Raw genomic sequence first — 23833 nt, forward strand, 5'->3', positions numbered from 1 at the left:
TCTTCTGCGGTTAAAACGAGCGGGCCACGATGTAGTCGGCCAGTTGTTTCAGTCGGTCGGCAGCCGGGCCAAAGTCTTCCAGCGCGGCAAAGGCCTGCTCGCGCAATTCGCGGGCAAATTGCTTGGCCTCGGCCAGGCCCATCAGGCTGACATAAGTGGGCTTGTCATTGGCGGCATCCTTGCCGGCGGTCTTGCCCAGCGTGGCGGTGTCGGCTTCGCAATCCAGCACGTCATCCACCACCTGAAAGGCCAGACCAATGCGCTTGGCAAAGATATCCAGCTGTTCGGTCTGTTTGGCCGACAGGGGCTGGCCTGCCATTGCACCCAGCAGCACGGCAGCGCGAATCAGCGCACCGGTCTTCAGCATGTGCATGAATTCCAGCTCGGGCAGGTTCAGCGTCTGGCCCACACTGGCCAGGTCAATCGCCTGGCCACCGGCCATGCCACCGTGACCGGAAGCACGTGCCAGTGTGTGGCACATGGCCAGCTGGCTGGCCGGGCTTACGCCTTCCATCGGGGTGGCAATCAGCTCGAATGCCAGGGTTTGCAGCGCATCACCCACCAACAGGGCGGTGGCTTCGTCGAACTCCACATGACAGGTGGGCTTGCCACGGCGCAGCACATCGTCGTCCATGCAGGGCAGGTCGTCGTGGACCAGCGAATAGGCGTGGATCATCTCCACCGCCGCCGCCACGCGCGCCAGGTTTTCTGCGCTGGCACCGCTCAGCTCACCTGCGGCAAAGGCCAGCAGCGGACGCACCCGCTTGCCGCCTTCCAGCGTGGCATAGCGCATGGCCTGATGCAGGCGCTGCGGCAAGGTGTCGGGCGAGGGCAGAAAGCGGGCGAGGGCGGTTTCCATGGTTTGCTGGATCTGCGTCATCCAGCCGATGAAGGATTCATTGGCCATTACTGAGGTCCAGCGGTTTGAGTTCGTCGTTTTCCAGAATTTTCAATTGCTGCTCGGCGTCGGACAGTTTGCCCTGGCAGAACTTGATCAGCTCCACGCCTTGCTTGTAGGACGCAAGTGCAGTCTCCAGCGGCACATCGCCGCCTTCCATCGCCTGGATGATGTCCTCCAGCTGGGCCAGCGCGGTTTCAAAGCTGGCCGGGGCTTTGGCGGATTTCGCCATGGCGTTTTCCTTGTCGCAAAATCGGTAGTCGGCCATTTTATTCCATTTCCACGGCAACACGATATTTTTGTCTGCGCGGCAAGGGGCAGGAAACTGCTTCAACAATGCCCGCCGTATGGTGTAGGGTTCCGCCTGTTTGCCTGATTTTGACGAGGTTGTGACGTGTCCCACCCCCCCTGCATTCTGATTACCGGCTGCTCCAGCGGCATTGGTTACCACACGGCAAAACTGTTCGCCCAGCGTGGCTGGCGCGTGTTTGCCAGCTGCCGCCGTGCCGAGGACGTAGCCCGGCTGAAGGCCGAAGGGCTGGAAAGCCTGCAACTGGATGTCACCGACAGCGCTTCCATCCACAGCGCCCTGCAAACCGTGCTGGCGCAGACCGGCGGGCGGCTGGATGCCCTGTTCAACAATGCCGGTTTCGGTCAGCCCGGCGCGGTGGAAGACATCCACCGCCAAGCCATGCGCGAGCAGTTCGAAACCAATCTGTTCGGCCCGTGGGAACTTACCAACGCCGTGCTGCCCGTCATGCGTGCCCAGGGCCATGGCCGCATCATTTATAACAGCTCCATCCTGGGTTTTGCCGCCATGCGCTGGCGTGGTGCCTACAACGCCAGCAAGTTCGCCATGGAAGGCATGTGCGACACCCTGCGGCAGGAGCTGCACGGCACCGGCATTTTTGTCTCGCTGGTGGAGCCGGGGCCGATTGAAAGCCGCTTCCGCCCCAATGCCCTGCAACGCTTCTTGCAGAATGTGGATGTGACTGGCAGCGTGCACCGCGAGGAATACGAAGCCCAGCTGGTGCGCCTGAAAAAAGAAGGCCACGCCGCGCCATTCACCCTGCCCGCCACCGCCGTGGGCGAGGCGGTATGGCAGGCGGTCAGCGCCAGCCGCCCCAGGGCGCGCTATCGCGTCACCAAGCCCACCAAGGTGTTCTGGGTGCTACGCCGGGTGCTGTCTACCCGCGCTTTTGACTGGGCGCTGCGCAAGGCGGTGTAATACTGTGCAATGGCCGCTGGCAGGAGCGGCCTGACTGCGCTGCGGGCATCTGGTGAATATCGCGTAGAGATGAGACGTGCATGGCTGGTGGTGGTATTTACGCTTACCGCCATGTTTTGCCAGTACTACGGCTTCAATCGGCAATAAAACTTCTGTTTTTGAATAAAGTGTCGCTTGCGATGCTACAACTAATGTTGAATTGTTTTTTTGTAAATGCTTTAAAAGTAGCGCAACTGCTGCCTTAATTCCGCCCTTCATCTTCAACCCAAAAATTTCCCCTGAAAATTCTTTACTGTCATGAATGCGTGGTTATACTTATATCCATGCTTGCGCTATTGCTTTAACGATTTATTAATAAAAGCAGCCATCGGGGGTGATGAATGTTTAATAAAAAACTGCATGAAAAAATTGACCAGCAAGCAGCCATGCTGGATCAGCAAAAAGCAATACTGGATGCCATCCATGCCTCCACCGCCAGCGTCACATTCGATTTGAATGCCAATGTGGTGGAGTCCAACGCCTTGTTTCAACAGGTAATGGGTTATAGCGCATCCAGCTTGCCAGGCATGAACCATCGCGCCTTCTGTGAACCCGGCTATGCCGGGTCGCCAGCTTACCAGGCATTCTGGCAATCGCTGCGCGAAGGCAAGCCCTTTATCGGCCGGGTCAAGCGCCTGCGCAGCAATGGCGACGAGGTGTGGCTTGAGGCCACCTATAACCCGATCAAGGACGCCAGCGGCAAAATCACCGGCTTTATCAAGTTTGCTACCGACATCACCCAGCGCGTGCAAGAAGCCTCGCGCAACCGGGCAGTGCTGGACGCGGTGAACCGGGTGATGGCCAGTATCGAATTCACCCTGGATGGCACCATCACCAAGGTCAATCAGAACTTCCTCAAGGTCATGGGCTATCAGGAGTCGGAATTGATCGGCCAGCCCCACCGCCGACTGTGTTCGCCAGAGTTTGCCAATAGCCGGGAATACGCCCAGCTGTGGGACCAACTGCGCAGCGGCCACTTTTTCTCCGGCCAGATCAAACGCATTGCCAGGGATGGCAGCGAGCGCTGGCTGGAAGCCAGCTACAACCCGGTGTTTGATGAAAGCGGCAAGGTGGTATCCGTCATCAAGTTTGCCACCGACATCACCACCAATGTGCAGACCCAGAAACAGGAACGCGACAGCGCCTTGTTTGCCTTCAACACCTCGCAGCAAACCCGTCACTGGGCAGAAGAGGGCGTCAACAACATCAGTGACAGCGTCAGCAATATCGAAAACATGGCCAATGAAATTGCCACTGCCGCCCAAAGCGTGCAGTCACTGGGCAAGCACTCCCAGCAAATCGGCACCATCGTGCAAACCATCAAGGACATTGCCGACCAAACCAATCTGCTGGCCCTGAATGCCGCCATCGAAGCCGCCCGCGCCGGTGAAACCGGCCGTGGCTTTGCCGTGGTGGCGGACGAAGTGCGCAAGCTGGCCGAGCGCACCTCGCTGTCCACTGCAGAAATCTCCGGCATGGTTACCGCCATCCAGAACCAGACCGGTACTGCGGTGAACAATATGGACCAGATCAAGACCCTGGTGGAAGGCAGTGTCGATCAGGTCAACAAGGTGGGCGATGTCATCAACCAGATCCGCCAGGGCGCGGATTCGGTGGTCACCGCCATCCAGCAGATGGCGCTGGACAAGGGCGTACAGGCAGGCTGATTCCGCTTTCCTCCACTAGCTGCAACACGCCGCAGTCACCATCACCGCGCTGATGGGCTGCGGCGTTTCAGTTTGTCTCTCCTCTGCGCGCCATCTCCCGCCATGCCTGTTTGTTCATGCGCTGCGCCAGCTGCGCATGGCAGGCCGCCACCAGTTTCAGCAAATCCCCGTTCGGCATGCCCAGGCCCTTGGGCTGTGCAATTTCATCTGCCAGCGCCTGCAAGGGCGTGGCGCTGCATTCCAGTGCGCTGAGCCGGCCATGGCTATGGCGGCGTGGGTGGTCCGGGGTGTAATCCAGCGTCAGCAGCCAGTGGGTGTGCTGCCAGTTTTCTTCCTGTTGCAGCACGGTTTGCAGTACGGCATGGCTGATTTGCTGACCGGCTTCGGCGGCCATGGCCAGTGCCTGTTCCCAGCGCGGGGCATGGGGTGGCAGCTGGTGCAGGGCGGGGAGCAGTTCGCGGCTTAGCCAGCGGCGTAGTTGGCGGGCGGCGGGTTTGCGGCTGCGGCGCAGGGCTTGCAGCAGTGCGGGCAGTGGCCAGCTGGGTGGGGTGTGGTCGTCGGGCTGGTGTGCGTGTGTTTGCAGTTGCTGGCGGAGTTGTTCGGTGCAGCGTGGGCCGATGGCGGCGGCGAGGTCGGCGATGGCGAGCAGGGGCGGGGTGTGGTGGAGGGTGAGGCGGATGGGTTTGCCGAGGTAGTGGAGGGTGAGGGGTGGTGGGGGCAGGGTGGTTTTGGTGTTAGCGGACATGGTGATGTCTCCATCAATATGGTGGTAGAGGATTTCCTGTCCGGATAATCAGGTCGCCAAACCTGGTCGCGCTGTTTAAGCGCAACTCGCAAAGGCTAAACAGCAAGCGGGCTAGTCGCAAGGTTTTACGGTGTGTGGATGGCTGGCAAGTAGTGTAGGAAATGGTTTTGTATCCGCTTTGCGGATGATGATTTTGCTGCCGCGTCCGCGCGGCGGCGGGGAAGGGACCTTTGCTTGGCCAAAGGCCCCTTCCAACCCCAAAGGCCACCCCACAAGCATGGCCTGCGGCTGCCCGACAGGTCCCGTCCGGGGCGAGGCGCGCCTGAACTCGCGATTTGCTAACGTCAAATCGCTCAGACAGGGCAGGCGCTTAAAACCTCGCCCCGGCCACCCGTCGGCATGCTTGACGGGGCCGGTGGGCGCGTTGGTGCGGTGGTTATCTGATCAAGAACATCTGTCGGAGCTGGCATAGTCCCGTCAGCGCGAGCCGACGCAGACGTGCCGCTCAGGGTCTTAAGCGGTCGGCTGTTCGAAGCGGCGCGACGTTAGCGCGCCGCAAGTTCCGGCCGCGCCCTGGGCGGCATGGCTGGGGCGGGAATTCGACGCGCTGCGGGTCGCCTTTTCTTTGGGTACTTTCTTTTTGGCGAAGCAAAAGTAAAGTACCTCGACGGCGGGGCGAGACCCGCGATTTGTTTTTGTCTTTGCTTTTCGATGGTTTTCTTGATGCACAAAGGACAAGCATCCGCTGACGCGGATGATGTTTTGTCTTGCCGCGTCCGCGCGGCGGCGGGGAAGGGACCTTTGCTTGGCCAAAGGCCCCTTCCAACCCCAAAGGCCACCCCACAAGCATGGCCTGCGGCTGCCCGACAGGTCCCGTCCGGGGCGAGGCGCGCCTGAACTCGCGATTTGCTAACGTCAAATCGCTCAGACAGGGCAGGCGCTTAATACCTCGCCCCGGCCACCCGTCGGCATGCTTGACGGGGCCGGTGGGGTGCCACGGTAATGTGGGGATATAGCTTGATTTAATGGCGAAATTTGTCATTGAATACAAATTCATAATAACTGAATCGCATTCTTGCTTTAAAAGATATCTATGATTCGATCGGAAAAGTTGCAGCAATGATTATGTTTTGATGATTGCTACCAAGCCGGTTGTGTCAGTTTAATGTGGTTAACGAAATAATTAGAATTTTAGGGTTATATCAAATTGGCATTATTCATTTCGGATGTGGTTCATTAGTAGCATGAAAATCGCAAGAACTCCAACTGCTAATGAAGCTGATCCAAATGCAATCAATCCAATAACCCAATCTGCCCAAGTTGAATAGGTGGCCTTTATTAGTGGTTTAACAACCAAGTCGGCTAGGCCAGCTGCGCCAACGAATCCAAACACAGTTGATAACCACCTATCCAAGCGGGACTGCCGCTTTTCGATTCTCAAACGACGCTCATCCAAGTGCCATCGTGCCTGCTCTTTACCTGATGCAATAAGCCTAGTTGTACCTGCCGTTTCTATAAGATAATCGAGAGCATCCGTAATTTCTCCAGCTTGACTTGATTGGTGAATCACTAATTCAGCAACTGAGAGTGTTTCGTAAGCATGGATAAGATGTTCATCCGATGGAGGAGAGCTTGCTATTGCTGATGCTCTCGCAATGCGCATGTTGTGGTACTCAAAATGTTCGGCGCGGGCCTGGTTTTCCAATAAATGAGGCCGAGTATTTGAATCCCTCCACGCATCTTGAGGTGAATTAGACGGCCTTGTCCAAGTCCAAAGTAGTATTGCTCTATTGCCATGGAAGCAATAATCTTCAAAAAGCCGTAAGTCGGTTGGTAAAATGGGAGGATTATCTAGAAAAGGAGTGCGCATCAGAATGCGTGACAGCGAGGGACCGAATTTTTCGAGTAGTACATTTTTTTCTTGAGGCTGATTGGCAAATCGCACCAACGAAATAGAGGGGCGCCCTTGCCATAATTTTACTCTTGCTCTCGTCTTGTTTATTCTATTATCTTTCACAACTATTTGTGAAGTCAGTGCTGTTGTGTACATCGATCGACAAAGATCAATGGTTGCCTCCCATTTGTCTTGATCTTCGGTACCTGCGATTTGGTGCAAACACCATCGTTCTCCATGCAACTCAAAGCTTCGCCCTTCTTTTTTTAATGAGTTATCAAGTTCTGCTTTGGCACTTCTTCGCATTGCCCTAACAGCTTTGCGTGTTTTTCGATTAAGTAAACTTTGACCACCTATTGATATTTCTGCCTCGAATGCATCAAGTAAAGCCTGCTCACCATCCATACGCTGTATTTCGGCTTGCATCCAGATGCGATCAAAGTAGCATTGTGACAAGTTGACAATATTTTGGATGAAGTCAGCTTCCGGAAGATCATCCCATGTAGTATCAAGTTGGAATGAAATTGACATTACGCCATCGGAATAAATCTTGAGCCATGGGTAAATAGGTAAAAATAAGCCATCACGCTCAAGAACAAATGGCTGTAGGGCTGTGCGCAAGTGTGCTGGTATGTGCCTTGCCTCTGATCCTTCAATTTGCCGTTCATGAAATGACAATTCCAGGCAAAAGACTAAATCCGCTGTGGCTTGTTTAGGTAATGACTCACTAAAACCAACAGTCCAATGGCTATCCCACTTACGACCTTCAGGCTTAAGCCACTCGACTTGAAACTTGCCTGCCCTATCAAGGTAAATAGCTTTCAGATCAGAGAAGCAAATAGTCCTAGCAATTCCAGACTTAAGGAGCTTCGAGGCAGTCTTAAGAAGATCAATCTCCGTAACATCCAGACCAATTGTGTAGTTATAGAAACAGTTTACCTGCTGGACTTTCAGTTCGGATGATTGGGAGTTCACAGTCGGCCCTTTATATTTGAATATTTTGCAAACCTTCTTATATTGGTCGAATAGAAGCTATGCTAGCACAAGGTCATAACAGTCCGCATTGGCCGCACTTGTGTGTATGACCTCATGTCTAGGCAATGGCTGCATCTGGCCAATATCAGCCATGCTAGCACGATGGCATGGAGGAAATCTTGACCTGTATCGGTGACGATCCAGACAGTAATCCGTTATCGCAAGACCGTACCAACGAAACCTGATCCCGTCAGCGCGAGCCGACGCAGACGTGCCGCTCAGGGTCTTAAGCGGTCGGCTGTTCGAAGCGGCGCGACGTTAGCGCGCCGCAAGTTCCGGCCGCGCCCTGGGCGGCATGGCTGGGGCGGGAATTCGACGCGCTGCGGGTCGCCTTTTCTTTGGGTACTTTCTTTTGGCGAAGCAAAAGTAAAGTACCTCGACGGCGGGGCGAGACCCGCGAAGTTCCAGTCCGATCACAGTTAAATTCCCAATTATTTCTTAATTATTTTTTTCGAAAATGGAACATATTGATTTTTGACCGACTTGCGCTGTGCCATTATATATCCATGCTTTCTTTTTGCGGCCATCAAATGCTCTTTGATATATCTTTTTTCAATATTGGTTCCAACAATCCAAGCATAACAACCCGGAGATATCCAGGCTATCAATACTGCAATTGCCAAATAAAATTCTACTTTTATACAAAAAGTCAAACTCCACCCCATTAACACCTCAAGCATCAGAACGGCATATGCATTTCCGTGTTCACGGATGTGCCTGTAAGAAGTCATTATATCTGTAAATGTGTAATGCCTTAAAAATGAAAGATCATCATAAAATTTGAAAAGATCAATAATTTCTCCATTGCCTTTGGGTATTATAATTATTTGAATAAGCATTACAAGGAGTGGCACCAACAAGCCGCATATCAGATTGAGTTTTGCAGTGTAACTAATCGTGGAAAATGAAAATCCAGACAGAAAGAGAAGTAGAAAAATAAGCGTAACCCATATTGCGCTTATGGCAATCACAAACCGCCACGGAATATTTCGATGAAGATTTCTGAATTCTTTATAACGAGCTATATGTATCACCAACATTGGAGAACTCGCAACGTAGCAATAGCACAATCCCATTAGCAGTAAAACTACGTATTTTACAATATCATCTTTTGCACTAAGAAATCCTTGAAATACATGATTACCACTGGTTTCATTTATTAATTTCCAGCATATAACAGCACCTACTAAACTTCCTAGAGTGTAGCGGATTATGTAACCTTCCCACCAGTTACCAGTAGATGCAACATTCGTTGAGTTTTCATTTTTATTATGCTCTGCCATAATTTTCTCTTTATGTTGATGTCATTTAGCATGGGAAAATAAAACCCTCTCGAATTGAGAGGGTTTTATTTGTCAAGCCAGCTTGGCCAGCTGACCTTTCACTTTGTCCATCTTGTCGTTCAGCTCGGCCAGTTGCGCCTTGTCACGCTCCACCAGATGTGCCGGAGCCTTGTCCACATAGCCCGGTTTTTCCAGCTTGGCGGTCAGCTTGGCCAGTTCGGCGTCCAGCTTGCCCAGTTCCTTGGTGAGGCGGGCGGTTTCGGCGGCCTTGTCCACTTCCACCTTCAGCATCAGGCGGGCGTTGCCGGAAATGGCCACCGGGGCGTCGTCTGCCGGCAAGGTGGCAACAATGCTGCCTTCGGTCAGACGGGCCAGCAGCTTCAGGTAAGGGATGAAATCCGCTACCGAGGCATCGCTGGTTTCAATGAACAGCGGGGCTTTCACAGCCGGGCCGATGCCCATTTCGCCACGCAGGTTGCGCACCGCGTTGACCATGTCCTTGAAGGCATCCATGCGCGCGTTGGCCGCGGCATTGATTTTCTCCGGCACGGCTACCGGCCATTGCGCCAGCATGATGGAGTCGGTCTTCTTGGCATTGGCCAGCGGGGCGACGGTTTGCCACAGCTCTTCGGTGATGAAGGGCATCAGCGGGTGGGTCAGGCGCAGGGCCACTTCCAGCACGCGCACGATGGTGCGGCGGGTGGCGCGTTGCTGGGCTTCGTTGCCGTTTTGCAGCTGTACCTTGGCCAGTTCTACGTACCAGTCGCAGTACTCGTTCCAGATGAATTCGTAAATCACCTGGGCGGCCAGGTCGAAGCGGTAGGTTTCCAGCGCATTGGTGACATCGGCTTCGGCCTGTTGCAGACGGCCGATGATCCACTGGTCAACAAAGCTGAATTCCAGCGGCAGGCTTTCGTCCTGACCGCAGTCCTTGCCTTCCACGTTCATCATCACGAAGCGGGTGGCGTTCCACAGCTTGTTGCAGAAGTTGCGGTAGCCTTCGGCGCGCTTGAAGTCGAAGTTGACGCTGCGGCCCAGGGTGGCGTAGCTGGCCATGGTGAAACGCAGGGCGTCGGTGCCATAGGCCGGAATGCCTTCCGGGAACAGCTTTTCGGTGGCCTTGGCAATGGCCGGGGCTTTTTCCGGGCGGCGCAGGCCGGTGGTGCGTTTTTCCACCAGCGGCTCCAGCGCGATGCCGTCAATCAGGTCCACCGGGTCAATCACATTGCCCTCGGACTTGGACATCTTCTTGCCTTCGTGGTCGCGCACCATGCCGTGGATGTACACGTCGCGGAACGGCACCTTGCCGGTGAAGTGCTTGGTCATCATGATCATCCGGGCAACCCAGAAGAAGATGATTTCATAACCGGTCACCAGCACGTTGGAGGTGACAAAGGCGTTCAGTTCCGGGGTTTCTTCCGGCCAGCCCAGGGTGGAGAACGGCACCAGCGCGGAGGAGAACCAGGTGTCCAGCACGTCCTGTTCGCGGCGCAGGGTCTTGCCCGGGGCCTTGGCCTGGGCTTCGGCTTCACTGCGGGCAACCACGATATTGCCGTCTTCGTCGTACCAGGCCGGAATCTGGTGGCCCCACCACAGCTGACGGGAGATACACCAGTCCTGGATGTTCTTCATCCACTGGTTGTAGGTGTTGACCCAGTTTTCCGGGATGAAGCGCACTTCGCCGGATTCCACGGCTTCAATGGCCTTCTGGGCGATGGACTGGCCGGTAGCGTCGCCTTCGCCCACCTTGCTCATGGCCACGAACCACTGGTCGGTCAGCAGGGGTTCGATGACGGTGCCGGTACGGTCGCCACGCGGCACCATCAGCTTGTGCGGTTTGGTGTCCAGCAGCAGGCCCTGGGCTTGCAGGTCGGCCAGCATGGCCTTGCGTGCTTCCTGGGTGGTCAGGCCTGCATAGGCGGCCGGCAGTTCGATACTGCCCTGGGCGCTGCCGTCAAAGCCGAAGATCTGCGCCTTGGGCAGGATGGTGGCTTGCAGGCTCATCACATTGATGAGCGGGGTGTTGTGGCGCTTGCCCACTTCGTAGTCGTTGAAGTCGTGCGCCGGGGTGATCTTGACGAAGCCGGTGCCGAATTCCTTGTCCACATAGCTGTCGGCAATCACCGGAATGGTGCGGCCGGTCAGCGGCAGTTGCAGCTGTTTGCCCAGCAGGTGCTGATAGCGTTCGTCTTCCGGGTTGATGGCCACGGCCACGTCGCCCAGCAGGGTTTCCGGACGGGTGGTGGCGACGGTGACAAATTCGTCGCTACCGACTACCGGATATTTGATGTGCCACATGTGGCCATCTTCTTCCTCGGAAATCACTTCGAGGTCGGAGATGGCGGTGCCCAGCTTGGCATCCCAGTTGGACAGGCGCTTGCCACGGTAGATCAGGCCTTGTTCGTACAGGCGCACGAAGACTTCGGTCACCACCTCGGCGCGCACGTCGTCCATGGTGAAGTATTCACGGCTCCAGTCCACCGAGCAGCCTACGCGGCGCATCTGGCTGGTGATGGTGCCGCCGGATTTTTCCTTCCATTCCCACACCTTGGCGGTGAACGCTTCGCGGCCCATGTCGTGGCGGTTGATGCCTTGTTCGGCCAGCTGGCGTTCCACCACGATCTGGGTGGCGATGCCGGCATGGTCGGTGCCGGGAATCCATACCGTGTTGTCACCCTTCATGCGGTAGTAGCGCGTCAGGCCATCCATGATGGTCTGGTTGAAGGCGTGGCCCATGTGCAGGGTGCCGGTGACGTTGGGCGGCGGCAGCTGGATGGCGAAGGACGGCTTGGTGGTGTCCATGCTCGGCTTGAAGTAGCCGGCCTGTTCCCAGTGTTGGTACCAACGGCGTTCGATATCGCCCGGTTCAAAGCTCTTGGCAAGTTCCATGGTGGTGAATGGTGCGTCTTATGCTGAAAAAATGGGTCGATTATACTCTTTTTTGCGGTGTTCTCCGAGTCACGGCTCGTGGATGCCCGCTTGTCGGTTTAATCCAACCGTTACTGACATAAAGTCCGGCTTCGTCAATAATGAAGCCAACTTTCTTGATGGACAGTAATTCGCCATGCCTAGCGTTGCACCCCGGATTCTAGTGATCGAGGACAGCCAGATGCTGATCCGCCCGCTGTGTCGCCTGGTCAACAAGCAGGGCTTCACTGCCGTGCCGGTGACCAGCCTGGCCGAGGTGCGGCAGGCACTGGCCGAGGACCCGCGCTTCATGGCGGCGGTGGCCGATTACTGCCTGCCCGATGCCCCCAATGGCGAGGTATTGCCCTTGCTGCTGGAAAACCGCATTCCCACCGTGGTGCTGACCGCGCACAACGACATGCAAACGCGCGAGCGGGTGCTGTGTATGCCGGTGGTGGATTACATCCCCAAGGAAAGCCCGTCCGCCTTTGAATACGTGATGAAGATGCTGCGGCGCATTCGTGTCAACCCGGGTATCAAGGTGCTGGTGGTGGACGATTCACAGGCGGTACGCCAGTTTTTGCGCATGCAGCTGGAGCGCCATCTGTATCAGGTGATCGAGGCCCCTGATGCCGAGCAGGCACTGGCGCTGTTGCGGCGCGAGAGCGATATCCGGCTGATTCTGACCGACCACGACATGCCGGGCATGGATGGTGTGCGCATGACCAGTACGGTGCGCCGTTTCCTGGACCATACCCGGCTGGCCATCATCGGCATTTCCGGCAGCCAGGACCCCACCATGACGGCCCGTTTCATCAAGGCCGGGGCGGATGACTACCTGCAAAAGCCTTTCAATTACGAAGAGTTTTTCTGTCGCGTCACGCGCAATGTGGAGTTCGTGGAAAACCTGCAGGCACTGCAACAGTCCGCCAACAAGGATCACCTGTCCGGCCTGTCCAACCGGCGACACTTTTTCGAGCAGGCCAGCGGGCTGCGCCACAATATCGGCGTGGCGGTGCTGGACATCGACCTGTTCAAGCGCATCAACGACAGTTATGGACACGATATGGGCGACCGGGTGATCTGCCAGACGGCGCGCTTGCTTGAGTCCTTCTTTCCGGATGACATCATTGCCCGCTTCGGCGGCGAGGAGTTTGTCATCCTCACCCAGCAGGTTGACCCCGCAGTGATGCTGGCGCAGCTGGACAAGCTGCGTCGCGCACTGGGCAATCTGGCCATCACCACCCCGCAAGGGGATTTGCGCTTTACCGTCAGTATCGGCATGGCTGCGATGGAGGAGGGCGATCTGGGCAGCCTGCTCAAACAGGCGGACAACTTCCTGTATCAGGCCAAGCATGGCGGGCGTAATCAGGTGTGTGGTGGCATGGTGGGTATGCCGCAGGGTGCGTCGCCCGCTACGCCAGCCTGAGCGGACCGGCTGCTGCTGCGCAATGCCGCAGCAGCTTTGTGCTCAGCGTTTATTAATGAACGGCAGAGCGGGAAAACAGGTTCAGCACCAGCACGCCGCCAATAATCATGGCCATGCCGATGATGGCGGGCAGGTCCAGCTTCTGGCCGTATAGCTGCCAGGCCACCACAGAGACCAGCACGATACCCACGCCGGACCAGATGGCGTACACCACCCCCACCGGCACATGGCGCAAGGTCAGCGACAGCATGTACAGCGACAGCATGTAACCGGCGGCCGTCAGCAGCGAAGGCCCTAGCCGGGTAAAGCCTTCGGTCAGTTTCATCGATGAGGTGGCCACCACTTCAGCCAGAATGGCAATGCTCAGGAAAATCCAGGCGTTGTTCATGTCGGTCTCCCTTGGTTTATTTGCTTTGTGTTGCCACAGTTTGCCTGTCTTGCATGACACGCTGACGTAGCCGGTCATAAGCCAGGTTGAATACATAGGTGTAAGGCAGGAAGAAGGCGAAAAAGCCCAGGTCCAGCAGCAGGGCCTGCCATAGCGAAACCTGCAGCCACCACGCGGCCAGCGGCACCAGCATCACCACCAGTCCGCCTTCAAACAGCACGGCATGGGCACTGCGCACCCACACCGTCCGCTGCAGGCCCCAACGTCGTTCCGCTCGCTCGAACAGGGCGTTGAACAGCATGTTGAACAACATGGCCACGCAGGACATCATCAGCGCCAGCACGCCCATCTGGCCCATGCCGCTGCCGGTCAGCAGGGCGGCCAGCGGCACCAGCATCACCATGGCGCAGACTTCATACAACACGGCATGCAGAATGCGTTCGCCGACGTGCTTGTTGTTGCTGGCAGACATGGTGCGGTCCTTTCCCGTAGTGGTGTCAGGTGGGTTCGGGTGACATTCTGATTGGTTTGTCGGATAGTTAAAAAATAAAATCCATCGGAGAAACCGATATGTCCTGGTCGCTAGATGCCATTGCCGCCTTCAGCGCCGCGGCCGAGCTGGGCTCGTTTTCTGCTGCCGCGCGCCGTCTGGGCAAGAGTCAGTCCACCATCAGCGAGGCGATTGCCAACCTGGAAATCGACCTGGGCGTCAGCCTGTTCGAGCGCAGTGGCAGACAGCCGGTGCTCACCCCGGCCGGGCAGCAATTGCTCAGCCATGCCCGCCAGTTGCTGGAGGCGGGTGATGCGCTGAGCCGGGTGGCCGGGCTGTTGGCAGGCGGGCTGGAGCCGCGGCTCACCATCGTGCTGTCCGATACCTTTCAGTCCGAATCACTGGAGCAGATGCTGCGGCTGTTCGAGCAGCAATTCCCGGCGCTGGAGCTGGAAACGCTGGTAGCGGAAAAAGAGGACGTGATAGACCTGGTGGAAAGCGGCCGTGCCCAGCTGGGTTTTGTTTCAGGGCTGGCGCGCTATCCGGCTGATATCGGCTGCTACCCCATGCCGGATGCCAGCCAGAGCAGCCTGTATGTCAGCAGCAACCATCCGCTGGCCGGCCTCGCCAGCGTCAGCCGTGAGCAACTGGCCGCCGAGCGCGAGCTGCGGCTCAACACCTACTACGGCCCACCCAGCGCCACGCTCAGTGCGCGTTGCTGGTCCGCTCCCAGCTACCTGCTGCTGCTGGAAATGACGCGGCTGGGTTTTGGCTGGTCGGAGCTGCCCAGCTGGCTGGCCGTCAACTTTGGCGGGGATGAACTGACCGAGCTGAAAGTGGCCGGCTGGCCCAAAGCGGTGCAGGTGGATCTGGTGTGGTCGCAAGCGCGCCAGCCCGGCCGGGCGGCATCCTGGGTGCTGGCGCAGTTGATGGGTGTTTGATCAGCCAGCAAAACACTGCGTTCTGCCGATTGTTCTTGTTGCACCGGGCTTTGCCCATACTATGCAACAACGCTGGTTTACTTCCGCAATCCTCCGGTCAGCCCGGCTGACCCTTACCAAGGCGCACTCATGACTGATTTGTCCTCTTTCGCCATTACCGACAAATGGCCGGCGCAACATCCGGACCGTCTGCAACTGTATTCGCTGCCCACGCCCAATGGTGTGAAGGTGTCCATCATGCTGGAGGAGTGCGGCCTGCCGTATGAGGCGCATCTGGTCAGCTTTGAAACCAACGACCAGTTCAGTCCGGCGTTCCTGTCACTCAATCCGAACAACAAGATTCCGGCCATCCTCGACCCCAACGGGCCGGATGGCAAGCCGCTGGCCTTGTTCGAGTCCGGTGCCATCCTGCTGTATCTGGCGGAGAAGACCGGCAAGTTCCTGCCTGCTGACGCGGCGCTGCGTTATGAAACCATTCAGTGGCTGATGTTCCAGATGGGTGGGATTGGCCCGATGTTTGGCCAGCTGGGTTTCTTCCACAAATTTGCCGGCAAGGATATCGAGGACAAGCGTCCGCGTGACCGTTATGTGGCGGAATCGCGCCGCTTGCTGGGTGTGCTGGACGCCCGCCTGAAAGGGCGACGCTGGATCATGGGCGATGAATACACCATTGCCGACATGGCCATCCTGCCCTGGGTACGCAATCTGGTGCAGTTTTATGGTGCGGGCGAGCTGGTGGGCTATGCCGATTTTGTCGAAGTGCAGCGCGTGCTGGAGGCCTTTGTTGCCCGGCCGGCGGTGCAGGCCGGCCTGAACCAGCCGCCGCGCGCCTGATGCTGCATGGCGGGCTGGCAGCCAGCCGGCCCGCTTGTGGCTTTATATCCGCTTGAGCAGGCGTACTACCAGCAGCAGTGCGCTGGCTCCGGCGGTGGCCATGATGATGTGGCCCAGCATGCCGTGGACGCTCAGTCCCAGCACACCAAACAGATAGCCGCCGATATAGGCGCCGATGATGCCGATCAGCATGTCGCCCAGCAGTCCGAAGCCTTCTCCCTTGATCAGCAAACCTGCCAGCCAGCCGGCGACAACGCCGACAATCAAGAACCAGAACAAGTGCATGGCCGTGTCCTTCTGTTACCGGAGCGCTGTTAACGCTTTCCGTTTTGTTTGAAACAGTTTTCTGCTTTTGTTTAATTGCCTGGTAAAACAAAGCCGGGCAAGCCCGGCTTTGTCTGCATGCAGCTAAATGCGAGGCTGCTGCCTTACAGGGCAGGCATGCTGTAGCCTTCGATCTTGGCGGCTTGCACCAGGCCAGCCAGGTATTCGTGCATGGCCTTGTTGCCGGCCATCTGGGTCAGGTATTGCTGCAGACGCTGCTTGATGTCGTCAAAGCTGATCTGGCCGCCCTGATTGCGCTCGTTCACCTGGATGATGTGGTAGCCAAACTGGGTTTGTACCAGGTTCGGGGTGATCTGGCCGGCTTCGGTGCTGAATACTGCTTGTTCGAATTCCGGCACCATCTGGCCACGACCGAACTGGCCCAGGCTGCCGCCTTGCTGGCCGGACGGGCAGGTGGAGTGTTCACGGGCCAGGTCGGCAAAGCGGGACGGGTTGGCTTGTACTTCGGCCAGCACGCCTTCAGCCTTGGATTTGGCCAGCATATTGCCCAGTTCGTCACCGCCACCCAGCGGGAACAGGATGTGGCTGGCCACGGCGGATTCGCCGCTGGCAAAGCGTTCCGGGTATTCGTCGTAGAAGGCGCGGCAGGTGGCTTCGTCCACCGGCTCTACCTGGATTTCCTTTTCCAGCAGGGCGCCAATGGCGGCATTCGGGTTGGCAGCGTCCAGGCCTTCGGCCTTGGCTTTTTGCAGCAGCAGTTCACGCAGCACCAGTTCCTGGATGGTGGCATCGCGCGGGTTGGGCGCATCTGCGTGGTTTTCCTGTTCTGCTTGCACCATGGCTTCAGTGATTTCGACGCCGTTTACGGTAATGGCCATGAGATTTTCCTGTTCGGGGAGAGTAAGTGAGACGCTGCAAAGTATACGGCGCGCTAAAAGTGGGAATTAAATGGGGCCGCCGGGGTGGATGTCAATAGCGCTGCATGGTAGGGGGCCGGTTTTGCGCTGATTTGCGAACATTTGTTAAGACAGCTGGCCCGATTATCAATCAGCAACATTTCCGGCTGCGGGTGACAACACTGCGACATGCCTGCTTAGTTAAATGTCCTGAATCTTATTTTCGGGGCGATATCGTGAAATCATTCCGCTGGACAGACTATCCGTTGGCGTCGGCCATGTTGCTGACGGCACTGGCCTTCGTGCTGTGTCACGCGCTTTATATTCCCTGGCCGGACAATTATTTTGCCTGGCGGCATGAGCTGATGCTGCTGAGCGGCGTGGAGCTGATCATGCTGATGTCGCTGGGCATGCTGCTGGGCATCCGCCCCTTGTGGCTGGAAAAGCTGTGGGGCGGGCTGGACAAGATGTACCGCCTGCACCGACGGCTGGGGATTGCTGCCGGCCTGATGCTGGCAGGCCACTGGTTGCTGGATTTGTCGCCGCGCTGGTTGATGCAGCTGGGCTGGCTTGCTCCGCGCCACAAGCCGTTTCATCCGCATGTGTTTTCCTGGACCGGTCTGGCCAAACAGGTGGGGGAATGGGCAGCCTGGGTGATTCTGGGCCTGGTGATCATTGCCTTGCTGCGCATGGTGCCGTATGGCTTCTGGCGCAAATTGCACCGCCTGTTTGCCCCGGTCTACCTCATGGGGGTGTTTCACAGTGTCATTCTTACTCCGCAGGCTTTCTGGTGGACGCCGCTGGGTTGGGGCCTGGCCATTGCCATGCTGGCTGGTGTATTTGCGGCCCTGGCTTCGTTACAGGGTAAAACCGGCAGTCTGCAGCGTTACGGCGGCAGCATTACCGCGCTGCGCCCCTTGCCGGGCAATATGCTGGAGGTGAACTGCCTGCTGCCGCGCTGGCCTGGGCATCAGGCCGGGCAGTTTGCCTTGCTGCGACTCGATGCAAAAGAAGGGGCTCACCCCTTCACCATTGCGTCGGCCTGGCCAGGTCATGGCGAGCTGCGTTTTGTCATCAAGGCACTGGGCGACTACACATCCAGCCTGGCCGGTCGCTTGCAAGTGGGGATGGCTGTCGAGGTGGAAGGGCCGTATGGCGGCTTTACCGATGCAGTGGATGGACGGCCGCTGGACGGCCCGCAAGTGTGGGTAGCTGGCGGTGTGGGTGTGACGCCGTTTCTGGCCTGGTTGCAGGCCGCCTGGCGGCCGCTGACGGTGCCGGTAGATTTCTATTACTGTGTGCGCCATGTGGCAGAAGCTGCGGCGCTGGAAGAAATACGCACGGCATGCCGCCAGCTGGGTATCCGTCTGCATGTACTGGAAAGTGACAAAGGACAACGCTTGCAGGCTGATGCCTTGCCCGCGGCCAGTGATGTCTGGTTTTGTGGTCCGGAAGGCCTGGGGCGCAGCTTGCAGCAGCAACTGGCCGCACGTGCCGTACCGCCGCGCTTTCACCACGAGGCATTTTCGCTGCTCTAAGGTTGTATTGGTGTCAGAACAGGTCGATGTCGCCGCTGGCGACTTCGGCTTCGCTCACCATACCCAGTTGTTGCAGGGCTTCAAACTGGTTTACCTGGTTGCGGCCATGGCTTTTGGAGTGGTACAGCGCCTTGTCGGCACGTTCTATCAACTGGGCTGGCACCATGCAACTGCCCAGTCTGGTAAAGCCGATGCTGACTGTGACCTGGCCGACTTGCGGAAAGGGCTGAGTGGCAATGCGGGTGCAAAAACCTTCCAGAACGGCCTGTGCCTTTTCATCACTGACAGCGCTGAACAGGATGGCGAATTCTTCGCCGCCATAGCGGAACAGGCCGTCATCTTCGCCAAAGAACTGCTGCATCCGTTGCGCCAGCATCAGCAATACTTCGTCGCCAATGATGTGGCCGTAGGTATCGTTCACTTGCTTGAAATGATCGATGTCCAGCAAGGCCAGATACGGCAGCCGTGGCGTGCCGGCCTGCTGCTGGGCAACCCGGGCAAACAGCTGGTTGTCAAACTTGCGGCGGTTGAAAAGCCCGGTGAGGGTGTCACTGTCCGAGGCGTGCAGCAGGTTGAGAAAATTTTCATGGATGCGTGCCAGCGCCAGCAGCAGGGTGTGATCCACCTGCACCCCTTCATGCGGTGTGATCATCAGTACCGCCACCACCTGATTGGCCTGATACAGCGGCAGGCACAGGCCGGTATCGGTGGAGTAGACGTCCTGGCGTTCATCCTGTTGCAGCAGGATGCGCAGCATTTTGCTGCCGGGCAGGGTCCATGGCTGGTTTTGCTGGGGTAGCTCGTCCAGGCTGTCCAGCTGGATGCGCCACCAGGGATGGCCGTCAATCCAGCGGCAGTTGTACAACGCGACCGTGCAGTCCTTCAGCAGCTCGCGCAAGGTGGTGAGCAGGCTGATTTCCAGCGTACGGCGTTCCCGCTGGGCGGTCAGCGCCACCAGGCTGTCGAGGATGTCCGGCAAGGGTTGGGCGGATGGCATGTTCAGTGTGCTAGTGCTACGCATGTCCGGTGAAGCAATGTCTGCTGCGCTTGGGTTCATTCATGACAAATGCTGTCCCAGTATAGATATCCCAAGCGGTTTATGCCATGAAGAAGGCCGGTCAGAGTCTGACCGGCCTTGATCCATCAACTGCGGCCGGTACTGCCAAAGCCGCCTTCGCCACGTTCGGACTGGTCGAAGTCATCCACCAGATTGAACTGCACCTGAACCACCGGCACGATGATCATCTGGGCAATGCGTTCCAGCGGTGTCAGGTGGAAGGCGGTGTGGCCCCGGTTCCATACCGAAACGAAGAGCTGGCCCTGGTAGTCGGAGTCGATCAGGCCGACCAGATTGCCCAGCACGATGCCATGCTTGTGGCCCAGGCCGGAGCGCGGCAGGATCATGGCGGCCAGTTTGGGGTCGGCAATGTGAATGGCCATGCCGGTGGGCACCAGTTGGGTTTCACCCGGTGCAATCAGCAAGTCCTTGTCAATGGCAGCCCTGAGGTCCAGGCCGGCAGAGCCGGGCGTGGCGTAATCGGGCAGGTTGTCGTGCAGGCGCGGGTCCAGCACTTTGACGTCTACAACAGGTTTCATGATGGTATTCCTGCGAATCAAATGGGCAGGCAGGCCGCGCGGGCCTGCCTTGGGGCAAGGTCGGATTGTGGTTGCGACTTAACGGGGCAGCAGACGGGTCAGATGCTCGACAATGGCCCGGGCCACGGCGGGCTTGGGCATGTCCGGCAGCGCATGGGCTCCGGCATCGTCCAGCAGCACAACCTGGTTGCTGTCCGCACCCATGGCGTGTTGCGCCAGATTGGCCACCAGCAGCGGCAGCCGCTTTTTCTTGCGTTTGGTCTCGGCAAATTCCAGCAGGTTCTGGCTTTCGGCGGCAAAGCCGACACAGAACGGTGCGGCGGGCAGGCTGGCTACCGTGGCCAGGATGTCCGGGTTTTCTTCCAGTTCGATCACCGGCAGGCCCGCGCCTTTCTTGATCTTGTGTTCCGAGCGGTTTTTCACCCGGTAGTCAGCCACCGCAGCCACACTGATGAAAATGTCCGCAGCGCCGACAGTCTGCATCACGCTATCGTGCATTTGCCGTGCGCTATCCACATTGATGCGGGTCAGGCCCTGTGGTGCGGGCATGCCGGTGGGGCCGGAAATCAGCGTTACGTCGGCACCGGCGTCGCGGCAGGCGCGTGCCAGTGCATAGCCCATTTTACCGGAGCTAATATTGGTGATGCCACGCACGGTGTCGATGGCTTCATACGTGGGGCCGGCAGTCAGCACCACTTTTTTGCCGGCCAGGGTTTTGGCTACAAAAAAGCCTTCCAGCATTTCGGCAAGTGCTTCCGGTTCCAGCATGCGTCCTTCGCCCACTTCGCCGCAGGCTTGTTCACCGCTGTCCGGTCCCCAAACCGACACCCCGTCTGCCTTCAGCTGGGCGACATTGCGCTGGGTGGGCGGGTTTTGCCACATCTGGCGGTTCATTGCCGGAGCGACGATCAGCGGACAGGTGCGGGCGGCAGCCAGGGTGGAAATCAGGTCATCGCTCACGCCGTGGGCCAGCTTGAACAGCAGGTTGGTGCTGGCCGGGGCAATCAGGAAGGCATCTGCCCGGCGCGACAGTTCGATATGCGCCATCGCATTGTCCGGTCGCGGATCCCACAGGTCGGTATAAACCGCATGGCCGGACAGGGCCTGAAAAGTGACCGGGGTGACAAAGCGGGTGGCGGACTCGGTCATCACCACTTCCACCGTATGACCGGCCTTGACCAGCAGGCGGGTGAGTTCGGCTGCTTTGTAGGCGGCAATGCCGCCGCTCACACCTAGCAGGATGCGTCGGGCTGTCATGGCTGTCTCGTCTGGAATGGCAATAGCCGGCAAGTGTACCGGAAATCGGCTCTGGCTCGAAGTATCGCCCTGACAATGAACGCCGTTCAGCCATCCTTGCGGCGCAGGCGCGCCGGGTTGCCGATGGCGATTGCCGCGGCCGGAACGTCACGAAAGCAGGATGCCCCCTGGCTGACCAGCGCGTCGTCACCCACCGACAATGAACGGGCTACGGCGGCATGGGCCTGGATCACCACCCGTTCTCCGATACGCACATAGCCTGCGACATAGCTGCCTGGGCAAAGAAGCACATGGCTGCCAGTGGTGGTGTCATGGCCGACCACGGCGTGATGCATCAGGAAATTGTGCGGGCCGATATGGCAGCGCGCACCCACTTGTACGCCATGGCCAATCACACTGCCGGCTTCCACGCGGCTGCTAGGTGACACCACCGCACCGGGCAGCAGCAGCGGTGGACAGGGGGCGAGGCCCGCGGCTTCCATGACGACGCTCAGCCGTTGTCGGTCTGTGACATCGCCAATGGCCAGCACGTAGTGATCTGCCACTGCGCGCAGCACGGCTGGCTCGGTGTATTGTGGCAGTGGCAGGCGGTTGTGGTCGGCAAAAGCGGCTTCGCTGAACACTGCGCAAAAGGTGGCGGGCGCAAACAGTTCAAAGTACTCCAGCGCCATGGCGCCATTACCAACAAGTGCGATGCGGGGTGCCGTCATCTTGCGGCTCCTTGCCGGTTTTGCCAGTAGCGGAACAGGGCTGTGCCTGCGTCCAGTTCGCCCTGCCGCGAGACCTGCCTCTCATGTGCCATGGCTGCCAACTGCTGGCGGATATCCTTGCGCTGGGGGCTGTCGGGGCGGGCCAGGCTGATGGCCAGTGCGACATAGTCATCCACATGGCTGGAGCAAAGATGGCCAAGCCCGCGATCGGCCAGCAGCAAACTGTCGGTCTGGCCGGACAGCCAGGGGCTGTCCAGTGCCACCACCGGAATGCCCAGGTCTAGCGCGTCGCGGGTGGTATTGGCACCGCCAAAGGGAAAGCTTTGCAATACCAGGTCGCATTCGGCCAGTGCGGCCATATAGGCAGTGTGATCCTGCGAGGGTATTACCCGTGAAGCAGGCAGGCGTGTGCTGAGCTGGCGCGCCAGTGTGGCGGTTTCCAGCGCATCGGCATTGGGCATGAACAGCAGTTCGGTATCCGGCGCGCTGGCAGTCATCACTCGCTCCAGCGCAGCCAGAAAGCCATCGTTCAGTTTGATGGCCATGGCATTGACGGCAATGCGGATCGGTGCGCCATCTGCCGGGCGCTGGCGTTGCGGCATAGCCATGCCGGCCCGTGCCGGGCGCAGGCGGTGTTTGTTGTAGCGGATGGGCTGCGGCAGGCCAGGCGGTGCAGTCAGGGTATCAAACAGCAAGGTGGCGTCGATTTGTGCACTGCAGCTGGCTGCCGGACAGCCGATGGAGGCCACTTGCAAGGGGGCCAGCCGCATCAGGGACAGGGTAAAGGTAGGGAAGGACATGCCGATGCCGGGGTAGAAAATCACATCCGGTGCCAGCGCGGTGATTTGTTCGGTCCATAGCGTCAAGGGGTCAGGCCCGACGGCAAAGCGGATGGCGCTGTCGCCCAGTTCGGCCAGGGTGGCGTCCGACACCGAGGCGTCGCACAGCAGCACTACGTCAAAATGTTGCCGCATATCCCGCAGTGGTTCGGCGAAAAAGCGGAACAAGGCATGGCCTTCACGCAGGCCTTCGCCAATCACCAGCAGCCGGGGGCGGTTTCTGGCGGGCGGTGGCGGGACGGGGCCGGGTAATTTGCCATGGCGGAACAGGATGGCCGCTGCCTGATCCACCAGTTTCTGCTTGGCATCGTAGCGACGGGGGGAGTCGATATAGCTGAGCCGGTGACAGGCCAGCATCAAGGGGTTGAGCAAGGCCAGCGGCAAGTCGGCCAGGCCCATGGCAGGAATGCACTCAGCCAGCCGCTGCAGAGCCAGTTGCGAGAGGGAATCCAGCAAATGAGCGTCCAGCGACTGGATGGCAAACAGCATGGCGGCTATCGGGTCCTTGCTGCTCCAGTCTTGCAAGGAGAAACGGGTTAGCAGCCGGGCGTCGCCCAGCAAGGCCAGTTTGAGCCGGTCCGCGTCGCCCAGGGCGAGCGGATCCAGCTGTCCCTCGTTGCCCAGTGCATCCAGCAGCAGTTGTTCCAGGCTATCGTCCAGTCCTTCTTGCACGCGACGCAGCGCACCACGTGCTTGCATCAGCGTCAGTGCATCCGTTTCGTTGGCGATAGGGGCCTGGTGCAGCCAGAGGCGCAGCAACTGGCGCGCCTCACGGGCTGCGGCTGCGGTCAGTTCATGTGGCTGCCGACTCCAGCCTCCCTGTAGCAAGCCTTGCAACAGGAAGGCGTGGAAGGCGACAGGCTGTTGCAGCAGCGCACGCCACTGCAACAGGTCGTCCATCATCATTGGGTCTTCTCCTTAGTCGTGCCGCCGA

General features: G+C 58.3%; 20 protein-coding genes and 1 pseudogene. 6 read left to right on the forward strand and 15 right to left on the reverse strand.

Annotated features, from left to right (window positions below; translation table 11 throughout):
* Nucleotides 1-10 precede the first annotated feature (10 nt).
* Both ACE3SE_RS00145 and ACE3SE_RS00150 read right to left on the reverse strand, forming a co-directional pair.
* Nucleotides 11-907, reverse strand: a complete 897-nt coding sequence (locus ACE3SE_RS00145; RefSeq protein WP_374553142.1) for a polyprenyl synthetase family protein — start codon at nt 905-907, stop codon at nt 11-13.
* Nucleotides 897-1130, reverse strand: coding sequence for an exodeoxyribonuclease VII small subunit (locus ACE3SE_RS00150; protein WP_045845349.1), 234 nt, complete (start codon nt 1128-1130; stop codon nt 897-899). Before ACE3SE_RS00150 ends, ACE3SE_RS00145 begins: the two co-directional genes overlap by 11 nt.
* A gap of 162 nt (nt 1131-1292) precedes the next feature.
* Here ACE3SE_RS00150 and ACE3SE_RS00155 point away from each other — a divergent pair, with 162 nt between their 5' ends.
* Nucleotides 1293-2126, forward strand: coding sequence for an SDR family NAD(P)-dependent oxidoreductase (locus ACE3SE_RS00155; protein ID WP_374553144.1), 834 nt, complete (start codon nt 1293-1295; stop codon nt 2124-2126).
* Nucleotides 2127-2581: 455 nt separating this feature from the next.
* Nucleotides 2582-3832: pseudogene (locus ACE3SE_RS00160) on the forward strand (methyl-accepting chemotaxis protein); the annotation flags it as partial.
* A 67-nt stretch (nt 3833-3899) separates the two neighbouring features.
* Here ACE3SE_RS00160 and ACE3SE_RS00165 read toward each other — a convergent pair.
* The 4 genes from ACE3SE_RS00165 to ACE3SE_RS00180 all read right to left on the reverse strand — a co-directional run bounded on the left by ACE3SE_RS00165 (nt 3900) and on the right by ACE3SE_RS00180 (nt 11678).
* Nucleotides 3900-4577 carry a hypothetical protein gene (locus ACE3SE_RS00165; RefSeq protein WP_374553146.1) on the reverse strand — a complete coding sequence of 226 codons (678 nt, stop codon included), beginning with the start codon at nt 4575-4577 and terminating at the stop codon, nt 3900-3902.
* A 1213-nt stretch (nt 4578-5790) separates the two neighbouring features.
* Nucleotides 5791-7446 carry a hypothetical protein gene (locus tag ACE3SE_RS00170; protein WP_374553148.1) on the reverse strand — a complete coding sequence of 552 codons (1656 nt, stop codon included), beginning with the start codon at nt 7444-7446 and terminating at the stop codon, nt 5791-5793.
* Nucleotides 7447-7937: 491 nt separating this feature from the next.
* Nucleotides 7938-8789: a hypothetical protein gene (locus ACE3SE_RS00175; protein WP_374553150.1), complete on the reverse strand. Its 852-nt coding sequence runs from the start codon at nt 8787-8789 to the stop codon at nt 7938-7940.
* Nucleotides 8790-8861: 72 nt separating this feature from the next.
* Nucleotides 8862-11678: a valine--tRNA ligase gene (locus tag ACE3SE_RS00180; protein WP_062791262.1), complete on the reverse strand. Its 2817-nt coding sequence runs from the start codon at nt 11676-11678 to the stop codon at nt 8862-8864.
* A gap of 175 nt (nt 11679-11853) precedes the next feature.
* Here ACE3SE_RS00180 and ACE3SE_RS00185 point away from each other — a divergent pair, with 175 nt between their 5' ends.
* Entirely contained in the window at nt 11854-13125 is a 1272-nt protein-coding gene (locus tag ACE3SE_RS00185) for a diguanylate cyclase (RefSeq protein WP_374553152.1), read from the forward strand.
* 52 nt (nt 13126-13177) lie between these two features.
* Here the strand turns inward: ACE3SE_RS00185 and ACE3SE_RS00190 are convergent, their stop codons facing one another.
* Complete coding sequence (locus ACE3SE_RS00190) at nt 13178-13513, reverse strand: DMT family transporter (RefSeq protein WP_045845268.1); 336 nt, start codon at nt 13511-13513, stop codon at nt 13178-13180.
* A 16-nt stretch (nt 13514-13529) separates the two neighbouring features.
* The gene (locus ACE3SE_RS00195) at nt 13530-13985 is read right to left on the reverse strand and encodes a multidrug/biocide efflux PACE transporter (RefSeq protein WP_374553154.1); all 456 of its coding nucleotides are present in this window, start codon (nt 13983-13985) and stop codon (nt 13530-13532) included.
* Between the two features lie 98 nt (nt 13986-14083).
* Here ACE3SE_RS00195 and ACE3SE_RS00200 point away from each other — a divergent pair, with 98 nt between their 5' ends.
* Together ACE3SE_RS00200 and ACE3SE_RS00205 are read left to right on the forward strand one after the other, a co-directional pair.
* Nucleotides 14084-14944 (forward strand): LysR family transcriptional regulator, encoded by an 861-nt coding sequence (locus tag ACE3SE_RS00200; protein WP_045845266.1) that lies wholly within the window; start codon nt 14084-14086, stop codon nt 14942-14944.
* A gap of 129 nt (nt 14945-15073) precedes the next feature.
* A complete protein-coding gene (locus ACE3SE_RS00205; RefSeq protein WP_374553156.1) occupies nt 15074-15778 on the forward strand; it encodes a glutathione S-transferase N-terminal domain-containing protein in 705 nt (234 codons plus the stop codon).
* Between the two features lie 42 nt (nt 15779-15820).
* On the opposite strand, the gene ACE3SE_RS00210 is transcribed toward ACE3SE_RS00205, so the two are convergent.
* Together ACE3SE_RS00210 and ACE3SE_RS00215 are read right to left on the reverse strand one after the other, a co-directional pair.
* Nucleotides 15821-16063: a GlsB/YeaQ/YmgE family stress response membrane protein gene (locus ACE3SE_RS00210; RefSeq protein WP_045845264.1), complete on the reverse strand. Its 243-nt coding sequence runs from the start codon at nt 16061-16063 to the stop codon at nt 15821-15823.
* A 143-nt stretch (nt 16064-16206) separates the two neighbouring features.
* Nucleotides 16207-16941, reverse strand: a complete 735-nt coding sequence (locus ACE3SE_RS00215) for a peptidylprolyl isomerase (protein WP_045845263.1) — start codon at nt 16939-16941, stop codon at nt 16207-16209.
* A gap of 254 nt (nt 16942-17195) precedes the next feature.
* On the opposite strand from ACE3SE_RS00215, the gene ACE3SE_RS00220 reads away from it, so the two are divergent.
* Nucleotides 17196-18497 (forward strand): ferredoxin reductase family protein, encoded by a 1302-nt coding sequence (locus ACE3SE_RS00220; RefSeq protein WP_374553157.1) that lies wholly within the window; start codon nt 17196-17198, stop codon nt 18495-18497.
* Nucleotides 18498-18510: 13 nt separating this feature from the next.
* Here the strand turns inward: ACE3SE_RS00220 and ACE3SE_RS00225 are convergent, their stop codons facing one another.
* The 5 genes from ACE3SE_RS00225 to ACE3SE_RS00245 form a co-directional block, all read right to left on the reverse strand.
* Nucleotides 18511-19494 (reverse strand): GGDEF domain-containing protein, encoded by a 984-nt coding sequence (locus ACE3SE_RS00225; RefSeq protein ID WP_374553159.1) that lies wholly within the window; start codon nt 19492-19494, stop codon nt 18511-18513.
* Between the two features lie 146 nt (nt 19495-19640).
* Entirely contained in the window at nt 19641-20093 is a 453-nt protein-coding gene (gene dut / locus ACE3SE_RS00230; RefSeq protein ID WP_062791246.1) for a dUTP diphosphatase, read from the reverse strand.
* A gap of 78 nt (nt 20094-20171) precedes the next feature.
* Nucleotides 20172-21350 (reverse strand): bifunctional phosphopantothenoylcysteine decarboxylase/phosphopantothenate--cysteine ligase CoaBC, encoded by a 1179-nt coding sequence (gene coaBC / locus ACE3SE_RS00235; RefSeq protein WP_374553161.1) that lies wholly within the window; start codon nt 21348-21350, stop codon nt 20172-20174.
* A gap of 86 nt (nt 21351-21436) precedes the next feature.
* On the reverse strand, nt 21437-22060 hold the full coding sequence (locus ACE3SE_RS00240; protein ID WP_374553163.1) for a hypothetical protein: 624 nt from the start codon (nt 22058-22060) through the stop codon (nt 21437-21439).
* Entirely contained in the window at nt 22057-23805 is a 1749-nt protein-coding gene (locus ACE3SE_RS00245) for a hypothetical protein (protein ID WP_374553165.1), read from the reverse strand. The genes ACE3SE_RS00240 and ACE3SE_RS00245 overlap by 4 nt, the downstream gene beginning before the upstream one ends.
* Nucleotides 23806-23833 lie beyond the last annotated feature (28 nt).

This window comes from Aquitalea pelogenes, assembly GCF_041914625.1.
GTDB classification, from domain to species: domain Bacteria; phylum Pseudomonadota; class Gammaproteobacteria; order Burkholderiales; family Chromobacteriaceae; genus Aquitalea; species Aquitalea pelogenes.